The sequence below is a fragment of the Micromonospora phytophila genome (genome assembly GCF_023656545.1).
Classification (GTDB): domain Bacteria; phylum Actinomycetota; class Actinomycetes; order Mycobacteriales; family Micromonosporaceae; genus Micromonospora; species Micromonospora phytophila.
In genome coordinates this window covers 1-7,941 of sequence record NZ_JAMOKF010000259.1, presented here as the reverse complement: position 1 = coordinate 7,941, position 7,941 = coordinate 1, and the positions used below count along the sequence as shown (strand labels likewise).

Sequence of the window (7,941 nt, the reverse complement as noted above, 5' to 3'; positions counted from 1 at the left end):
CCAGTCATGGATCCGAGTCTTGGCGGGCCGGATCGGCACAGCCAGGTACAGCCGATCCGGGGCTGCCGACCGGGTTCATCCACGGTCTGCAGGTCCCTGGATACGGATCACCTGGTTGCCTGCCAGGTCCAGTGCAACAGTGAAAGCCGCCTGCGGAAACACCATCTACCAGAAAGTTGTTGTGAAGGGCGTGACCGTACCCGACCTGACCGGAAAGCTGGCCGTGGTGACCGGCGGCAGCGACGGCCTCGGCCTCGGCCTGGCCAAGCGGCTGGCGGACGCCGGCGCCGAGGTGGTACTTCCGGTCCGTAATCCGGACAAGGGTGCCGCGGCGGTCGATAAGGTACGGGCGTCGGCACCCGGTGCCGAGGTCTCCGTTCGGGACCTGGACCTCGCCTCACTCGCCTCGATCCGGGCGTTCGCCGACACGATGCTCGACGAGGGACGCCCGATCCACCTTCTGATCAACAACGCCGGGGTGATGACCCCGCCCACCCGCCACACCACTAGCGACGGCCTCGAACTGCAGTTCGGGACGAACCACATCGGCCACGTGGCCCTGACCGCCGGTCTGCTGCCGCTGCTGCGCGCCGGGCAGGCTCGGGTCACCACCATGTCGAGCAGCGCCGCCCGCTACGCGAAGATCGACTGGCACGACCTACAGAGCGAGCGGAAGTACTCGGCGGCCCGCGCGTACAACCTGTCGAAGCTGGCCACCCTGCACTTCGGACTCGAACTGGACCGGCGCAGCAGGGCGGCCGGCTGGGGCATCACCAGCAACGTCGCCCACCCGGGCACCACCCTGACCAACCTCTACGCCTCCGGCCCGAACCTGGGCCGCTCCCGGCCGTCGGTCCACGAGGCCGTCATGCGGCGGCTGCTCCGCTGGGGCCTGTTCGTGCAGACCGTCGACGCCGGCCTGCTGCCCGCCCTGTACGCGGCCACCAGCCCGCAGGCGCAGGGCGGCCGGTTCTACGGACCCGACGGCCTCGGCCAGTTCACCGGCGGCCCGACCGAACTGGCGGTTTACCGCTCGGCCCGCGACGACGGCGACGCGGCCCGCCTCTGGACCGTCTCGGAACAGTTGGCCAAGGTCGAGTTCACGGCCTGACGTCAAGAAGGGAGGCACCATGGATCGCGCCCGACTGGCCGACTTCCTCCGGACTCGGCGCGAGGCGCTCCAGCCGGAGGATGTCGGGCTGCCGCGGGGGCAGCGGCCGCGGCGTACCGGCGGGCTGCGCCGGGAGGAAGTCGCCGCGCTCAGCGACATGTCGACGGACTACTACAGCCGGATCGAGCAGCAGCGCGGCCCGCACCCGTCCGAGCAGATGCTCGCCGCGATCGCCCGCGGCTTGCGGCTCTCCTTGGAGGAGCGGGACCACTTGTTCCGCCTCGGCGGGTACCCGACCCCGCACCGGGTCCGGCGCGGCGAGCACATCAGCCCCGGCATGATGCGAATCTTCGACGGCCTCGACGACATTGCCGCCCAGGTGGTGAGCGACCTCGGCGAGACGCTGCGCCAGACCCGGCTCGCCAGCGCCCTGCTCGGTGACGAGACCGGCTACACCGGCCTGGCCCGCAGCCTGCACTACCGCTGGTTCACCGACCCGGACTCCCGGCGCGTCTACGCTGAGGAGGACCATCCCACGCACAGCCGGCTGATCGCATCGGACCTGCACCGCGCGTACACCCGGGATGGGAAGGACTCCCGGGCCGGGGAGATTGTCGAGGCGCTGCTCGCCCGGAGCCCGGAATTCGCCGAGCTGTGGCGGGAGCATCCGGTACCGGGGCCGTACTGCGGCCCGAAGCGCATCCAGCATCCGCAGTTCGGCCTCCTCGAACTGCACTGCCAGGTCCTGGTCGATCCGGACCAGTCCCAGTCATTGCAGGTCTTCACCGCAACCCCGGGCAGCGAGAGCCATGAGAAGCTGCGGCTCCTCTCGGTCGTGGCTGGCCAGGAGATGAGCTACCCGGAGAGCTGAGGTACCCGGGCCACGGGCGCGTTGGGCCCGGGTCAGCCCTTCAGGAAGGCGAGCAAGTCCGTGTTGACCTGGTCCTGGAGCGTAGCGGTCATCGTGTCGGGCGACCTCACCGCCGCCGTCGAGAGGCCGACCGGGGTGGCGTCGATCAGGTCAAGCGCCTCGTGTCCCCCGCTTCCGCATCCCGACCGCCACAAACGGGCAAGGGCTGACCCTAGAACCAACCCTTGATCAACTACCTGTCGACGATACGGTTCGCGTACCGCCAGGTGTAGTGGACCCAATGCGGCAGAACCCCAACCACATACCCGCAGCTCACGGCGGCCCCCCGACGATTACCTGGCCCGCCAGATCGCCGACAAGGTCGTGCCGCTCATCGAGACGGCGCTTCCCGGGGCCGGTGCGGTCTGGCACGGGCACCCGGTCTGGAGCCTGGGCCCCGCCCCAGGCACGTCCCCGGTCTGCTACATCAAGTCCTACTCCGCCTACCTGACCTTCGGATTCTGGCGTGGACAGGAAGTCATCGACCCGTCCGGCCGCCTCGAAGCTGGCGCGCGAGCAATGGCCAGCGTGAAACTCCGCACCCTGGCCGACATCGACACCGAACTGTTCACCACATGGCTGCGCGCGGCACGTGACCTGGAAGGGCTGACCAGCGGCTGACGTGGAGACAGGCTTGGCAACACGAGGAGCGCCGGGAACCGAAGCATCATTCACCCGGCGTTCCTCGTACAGGGGTCTGCACCTGGTGACGACCAGCGGGTCTGCCATGGTCGGCTGAGGGTCTGTGGATCTAACGGTGTTTCCGGCCTGACCTGCCGGGCGTTGTGCCTGGTGAGGAGGGTGCCGTGATGACCGCGACACTGAACGATGGGACCGGGCGGAAGAAGCGGCCTGAGCCGTCGGCGGAGGCGAAAGCCGCGGCCGAGCTGGTTCGGGCCGCGAAGAGGCAGGGCCTGTCGCTGACCGGTCCGGACGGGTTGCTGAAGCAGTTGACCAAGACGGTCCTGGAGACCGCGCTGAACGAGGAGATGACCGAGCGCCTCGGCTACGAGAAACACGACCCGGCTGGCGTCGGTTCGGGCAACATCCGTAACGGCAGCCGGCCGAAGGCGGTGCTGACCGACGCGTCGGGGCCGGTGCAGATCGAGGTGCCACGGGACCGGGCGGGCACGTTCACCCCGCAGATCGTCCGCAAGCGGCAACGCCGCCTGTCGGGTGTCGACGAGGTCGTGTTGTCGCTGTATGCCAAAGGCCTGACGACCGGGGAGATCAGCGCGCACGTTGCCGAGATCTACGGGGCGTCGGTGTCGAAGGAGACGATCTCCCGGATCACCGACACGGTGATCGAGGAGATGACCGACTGGTCCCACCGGCCCTTGGACGAGATCTACGCGGCGGTGTTCATCGACGCCATCGTGGTCAAGGTCCGGGCTCTGTCGCCGATCTTGTGATGTGGACGGTTCCGTCCCGAGTAGGGCAGGTTCGTTGATCATGTCTGGCGTGTTCGCTTGTGGAGCAGCTACTGCCGCATCTGTCGGGTCTGTCAATCGAAGCTGTTGAGCAGCGTGATGGCGTAGTGGTGCTGTCAGGTCGGGCTCGGGCCGCGACTGCGCGGTGCGGCCGTTGCCAGCAGCGGGTCGGGCAGGGTTCGTGGGCGTTATCAGCGGCGGCTGCGGGATGTCGCGATAGCGGGGATGGGGCTGCTGCTTCAGGTGCAGGTCCGGCGGTTCCGCTGCGACAACACCGGCTGCCCGGCGAAGACTTTCGCCGAGCAGATCGGTGGTTAACCGCGCCGCATGCGCGGTTGACGCCGGGGCTGCGAGGAATGCTGACGCAGATCGGTTTGGCGTTGGCTGGCCGGGCCGGTTCCCGGCTGACGTCGGTCATCGGGGCGGCCGTGGGCCGCGACACGTTGTTGCGGCTGGTCAGAGCGTTACCCGATCCGCTGATGTCACCGATTACAGTGCTCGGCGTCGACGATTTCGCGTTCCGCCGGGGGCGTCACTACGGCACCGTGCTGATCGACATGACCAGCCACCGTCCGGTCGACATGTTTGACGGCCGTGACGGCGACAGCCTCGCCGCGTGGCTGCGGCAGCACCCCGAAGTTGAGGTGATCTGCCGCGACCGCGGCGGCGGCTATGGCGAAGGCGCCCGCGCCGGTGCCCCGGACGCGTTGCAGGTCGCGGACCGGTTCCACCTCTGGCAGAACTTGGGCCAGGCGGTCGAGAAGACCGTCAACGCGTATCGGTCCCGGCTCGTCGCCCCGGCACCGCCACCAGCCGGCGACACCATGCCCGCCGAGGTGCAGCCGCTACCGCCGTTCGCGGCGGAGTCAAGTGAGGCGAAGGCTATCCGAGCGCTCTGGGGACAGCACGCCGCCCGTTCTGCGTAGCATTGAGGCGTCGTCGCGCCGTCGTGTCACCCGTGCTCACGCACACCGCGGATGGGGGACACGACCCAGCGCCGCCGGCCATGCGCCTGTCGATGCGGGCGCTGGCCTGAGTTTTGCCGTCTGCGGGACTCGAATCGATCAGCCGATTTGACCGGGGGCAGTATCGCCAGGTGCCCGACGGGGCAGGTTATCCCGTTGGGTGTCGAGGCCTATCGCGGCAGTACTGTGCGCGCCACGATCCGCAAAGCCATGATCGTAACGCCGCGTTTTCGTATCCCTCACTGCTTGTGGGAGCAACGCCGGCAAGCCCGATGCCTCTGCGTCCTCACCGTCTGCGGGCTTGTGGGGTTGGGTGGTCTCCCCACTTCGGGTGTGCGTCTCCGCTCGCCGTTCATGCATCGTGACGTGTCCGCCACGGTGTCAGTTCTCAGCTGCCGTTGTCAGTTCGATTGTCCACGGCGATCCAGTTCGTCTCCCACGTCTCCCCGCCGTCGTCTGAGAAGGCCTGTTCGAACCTCGCCTTGTCCGGGCCCTGCCGGAAGATGAGGAAGCGCACCTTGATCGCACGTCCCCCGAGCTGGTCGTCGCCGTAGAACTCGCCCACACCGTCGTGGAACCCGCCGTACACGGACGGGGTGAGCAGTCCATCGCGGATGTTCACGAAGGTCAGGCTCCAGCGCCCCGCCTGGGGCTCATAGAGCCGCAGATTGAGGCCCTCGATCCGTCCGTTCGCCCCCGAGACCTTCAGTTCGACGACATTCGCACGCCGGTCCAGCAGCGGACGCACGACGCTCGTACCCTCGAAGTGGAGCCATTCATCCTCGGATCCCGAGAGCGGATCGGCGAGCACCCGCACCTTGGTATGCCAGGCACCGATCTCCCAGTCGAAGTCACGTTGGCCGTCCTCGACAGCCGCCGAAGCCCTGAAGGAAGCCGTCGCCGCGTCGCCCGACGCCGCCATCGCGGTCAGCATGAGGAGCGAGAGGCACGGGACCAGGATTCGCTTGTATGGGACGGTGATCTTGGTGTGAAGGTTCATGATTTGACTATCTGAGCGGAGCACGCCCATGAGCAAGAAGGCACCTGCAGGTAACCCTCCACCGTCGCGCCCCAATCCTCTACCCGGCTGCCCGATGGCCGCGGCGTTCGCCGCGATCGGTGGGAAGTGGAAGATGACCCTTGTGTATTGGCTCGCCCATGGCGAGCGCCACTTCGCCGGCCTCCGCCGTCTGGGCGCGCCGATCACGCCCAAGGTGCTGGCCGAGCAGCTGCGCGAACTCGAGGCTGACGGGCTCGTCGAGCGCGTCGTGACCGGACCCATCCCGGCACCGGTCATCTACAGGCTCACCTCCTATGGCACCACGGTCTTGCCTGTCGTGGAAGGCGTCCGGGTCTGGGGCGAGACGCACCTTCAGCGCACCCACGGTCAGGCCACACCCGACGAGTCAATGCGCTGCACGCATGCGATCGCGTAGGCCCGCGGCTGGCCGTGGTCTGGCGACTTGCGGGACTGTGGATAGCTCCTCTGTCAAGCCTCGGGCACGCAGTCGGTGCGTAGGGCCTGGTAGACGACGTCGGATAGGCCTCGTTTCAGCACGCGGAGGGCTTCGAGGCCGCCGTCGCCGGAGTTCTCTGGCGTGCGATGAGGTCCTTGGCGGGCTGGTGACATCGGGCCTGGGTCATCGCGATGCGGTTGAGTGCGGCGTTGAGCTGGCGGTTGCCGGTGCGGCTGAGTCGGTGGCGGGCTCGGTTGGATGACTAGACCGGTAGCGGTGCGGTGCCGTTGTGCCGGGCGTAGGCTGCCGCGGAGCGGAATCGTGTGATGCCGGCTGTCTCGCCGAGGATCTTCGCGGCGGTCAAAGCGGCGCAGCCGGGGATGGCGATGAGGGCTGGTACCAGTTTCTCGGCCACTTCGCGGATCTCGGCCTCGATCCTGTTGATCTCTTCGGTGAGGGTCCTGCAGCGTTGGGTGATCGCGGCGGCGAGGCGGGCGACGGTTCCGGTTGAATCGGCCAGGCGGTGCAGCGCCCGGCCCGGCCAGCTCTCAGGCGGCATGCGTCAACGTGTGGCCATCGCGCGCACGCTGGCGATAAGCCCCGACGTGCTCCTGCTCGACGAGCCGTTCGGTGCGCTCGACGAGATGACCCGGCAACGTCTCAACGTCGAGCTTCAACGAATCTGGCTGGAGCGTTCGACCAGGACACCGTTGGTGACCCACTGCATCCCGGAGGCCGTCTTCCTGTCCGACCGTGTCGTGGTGATGGCACAACGACCGGGTCGCGTCCTATCCACGATCGACGTGCCGCTCGCACGACCCCGCACTCCGGAGGTCCTGCGGAGCCCTGAGTTCCATGCTCTCTGGTCACCCTGCCCATTCCTTTGGTCATTGCTCCTTCCTGCTCGTAGCGACCCTCGTCGACTTCGCGGTGAGCTTCCTGTCAAGCGTCAGCATGAAACAGGCACAGCATCAGCGCTGGCGGTGCTGCGTGACCTCGCCCGACGCATCCGCACCCTCCACGCCGAAGCCACCGGGCCCCGAGACGGCCATCCGCACGATCGTGCGTTCCTGGCGCCCGGACCTGCTCGCGCTGACCGGGGTCGGCCCGATCGTCGCCGCCACCGTCCTGGCGCCGCCTGGTCCCACTCCGGCCGCTGCCGCGACGACGCCGCCTTCGCCATGCTGGCCGGCACCGCACCCATCCCCGCCTCATCGGGCAAGACCGTCCGCTACCGACTCAACCGCTCCGGCGACCGACAACTCAACCGCGCCTTGCACACGGTCGCCCTGTGCCGGCTGCAACGCGACCCCCGCACCCGCGTCTACGCCGACCTTCGACGAGCCCAAGGCAAGACCGACCGCGAGATCAAACGCTGCCTCACGTGGAGGAGCTGTGGTGGCGGCCGGTGGAGCGGCGGCCCCTTCCCTGATCCGGCTCGTTGTCCGCCAGCGGCTTGCCCAGCCGGGACACCCAGTCGACGATCTCCTCGTCCTGCGTCGGCAGCGGATCCCCGTCCGCCGGGGTGCCCGCGCCGTCCCCGTCGGCCCGGGACTTGTTGCGCCGGAACAGGCCCAGCCGCCCGCTGGCCCGTACCGCCTCGACGACGGACGCCGGGGCGGCCGGGGCGGCGTCGATCGTGGGCGGGGGCCCGGCGCGCCGGGCGGCCGCGAGGGTGTCCCAGTTCACGGCCCGGTTCACGTCCGGCAGGGGTGGCCGGTGCCGAAGTCGGAGTGCCAGCTCGGACGTCTCCTCCGTGCCGGCCGGGTGGGTCGCCTCGGCGCCCGGAGCGGGCTCGGTTCGGGGCGGCACCCGCCGCGCCGGAACGACCGGCCAGGTCGTCCGAACCCGCGTCCGGTGGTCGGTCTTGGGTGGCTGGTACATCCGGCGGGTCCCCGGGGCGGCGAGTACCCCGTCGGGCGGCATCCCGTCGGGTTCGGTGCTGTCCGCCCCAGCCTCCGCCGTCCCGGAGCCGTCCCCGCCGGATCCTGCGGGAAGGTGGGCCGCCGTCGCGGGGGCCGGGTCCGGTTCGTGCGGCGTGTCGTCGAGATCGGCCGATGCCTCTGGG

General features: G+C 68.9%; 8 protein-coding genes and 5 pseudogenes. 9 read left to right on the top strand and 4 right to left on the bottom strand.

The window, feature by feature from the left end:
- The first annotated feature begins 139 nt into the window (after positions 1-139).
- From NCC78_RS23805 to NCC78_RS23785, 6 genes and pseudogenes are all read left to right on the top strand, one after another.
- Positions 140-1,111 carry an SDR family oxidoreductase gene (locus NCC78_RS23805; protein WP_250797167.1) on the top strand — a complete coding sequence of 324 codons (972 nt, stop codon included), beginning with the start codon at positions 140-142 and terminating at the stop codon, positions 1,109-1,111.
- Positions 1,112-1,130: 19 nt separating this feature from the next.
- Positions 1,131-1,982, top strand: a complete 852-nt coding sequence (locus NCC78_RS23800; protein ID WP_250797166.1) for a helix-turn-helix transcriptional regulator — start codon at positions 1,131-1,133, stop codon at positions 1,980-1,982.
- Positions 1,983-2,318: 336 nt separating this feature from the next.
- Positions 2,319-2,642, top strand: a complete 324-nt coding sequence (locus tag NCC78_RS23795) for a DUF1801 domain-containing protein (RefSeq protein ID WP_284706349.1) — start codon at positions 2,319-2,321, stop codon at positions 2,640-2,642.
- A gap of 188 nt (positions 2,643-2,830) precedes the next feature.
- Positions 2,831-3,412, top strand: a pseudogene (locus NCC78_RS23790) (transposase); the annotation flags it as partial.
- Positions 3,413-3,589: 177 nt separating this feature from the next.
- Positions 3,590-3,769, top strand: a complete 180-nt coding sequence (locus NCC78_RS32120; protein WP_284706348.1) for a transposase family protein — start codon at positions 3,590-3,592, stop codon at positions 3,767-3,769.
- Positions 3,770-3,807: 38 nt separating this feature from the next.
- A complete protein-coding gene (locus NCC78_RS23785; protein ID WP_250797162.1) occupies positions 3,808-4,377 on the top strand; it encodes a transposase in 570 nt (189 codons plus the stop codon).
- Positions 4,378-4,804: 427 nt separating this feature from the next.
- Here NCC78_RS23785 and NCC78_RS23780 read toward each other — a convergent pair whose 3' ends face one another.
- Complete coding sequence (locus NCC78_RS23780) at positions 4,805-5,416, bottom strand: hypothetical protein (RefSeq protein ID WP_250797160.1); 612 nt, start codon at positions 5,414-5,416, stop codon at positions 4,805-4,807.
- Between the two features lie 94 nt (positions 5,417-5,510).
- On the opposite strand from NCC78_RS23780, the gene NCC78_RS23775 reads away from it, so the two are divergent.
- A complete protein-coding gene (locus NCC78_RS23775) occupies positions 5,511-5,852 on the top strand; it encodes a winged helix-turn-helix transcriptional regulator (protein ID WP_250797159.1) in 342 nt (113 codons plus the stop codon).
- Positions 5,853-5,967: 115 nt separating this feature from the next.
- On the opposite strand, the pseudogene NCC78_RS23770 reads toward NCC78_RS23775, so the two are convergent.
- A pseudogene (locus tag NCC78_RS23770) lies at positions 5,968-6,309 on the bottom strand (transposase).
- On the opposite strand from NCC78_RS23770, the pseudogene NCC78_RS23765 reads away from it, so the two are divergent.
- Positions 6,200-6,442 (top strand): annotated as a pseudogene (locus NCC78_RS23765) (hypothetical protein); the annotation flags it as partial. The pseudogenes NCC78_RS23770 and NCC78_RS23765 overlap by 110 nt on opposite strands.
- Here the strand turns inward: NCC78_RS23765 and NCC78_RS32115 are convergent.
- Positions 6,422-6,550, bottom strand: coding sequence for a hypothetical protein (locus NCC78_RS32115; protein WP_284706350.1), 129 nt, complete (start codon positions 6,548-6,550; stop codon positions 6,422-6,424). The pseudogene NCC78_RS23765 and the gene NCC78_RS32115 sit on opposite strands and share 21 nt — an antisense overlap.
- A gap of 403 nt (positions 6,551-6,953) precedes the next feature.
- Between NCC78_RS32115 and NCC78_RS23760 the strand changes: the two are divergent.
- Positions 6,954-7,255: pseudogene (locus NCC78_RS23760) on the top strand (transposase); the annotation flags it as partial.
- Here NCC78_RS23760 and NCC78_RS23755 read toward each other — a convergent pair.
- Positions 7,254-7,941, bottom strand: a pseudogene (locus NCC78_RS23755) (hypothetical protein); the annotation flags it as partial. The pseudogenes NCC78_RS23760 and NCC78_RS23755 sit on opposite strands and share 2 nt — an antisense overlap.

Excerpts from the sequence above, each read along its gene's own strand:
- NCC78_RS23800 (WP_250797166.1), top strand. The coding sequence starts at position 1,131 with ATGGATCGCGCCCGACTGGCCGACTTCCTCCGGACTCGGCGCGAGGCG.
- NCC78_RS23780 (WP_250797160.1), bottom strand. The coding sequence starts at position 5,416 with ATGAACCTTCACACCAAGATCACCGTCCCATACAAGCGAATCCTGGTC.
- NCC78_RS23775 (WP_250797159.1), top strand. The coding sequence starts at position 5,511 with ATGGCCGCGGCGTTCGCCGCGATCGGTGGGAAGTGGAAGATGACCCTT.
- NCC78_RS23785 (WP_250797162.1), top strand. The coding sequence starts at position 3,808 with ATGCTGACGCAGATCGGTTTGGCGTTGGCTGGCCGGGCCGGTTCCCGG.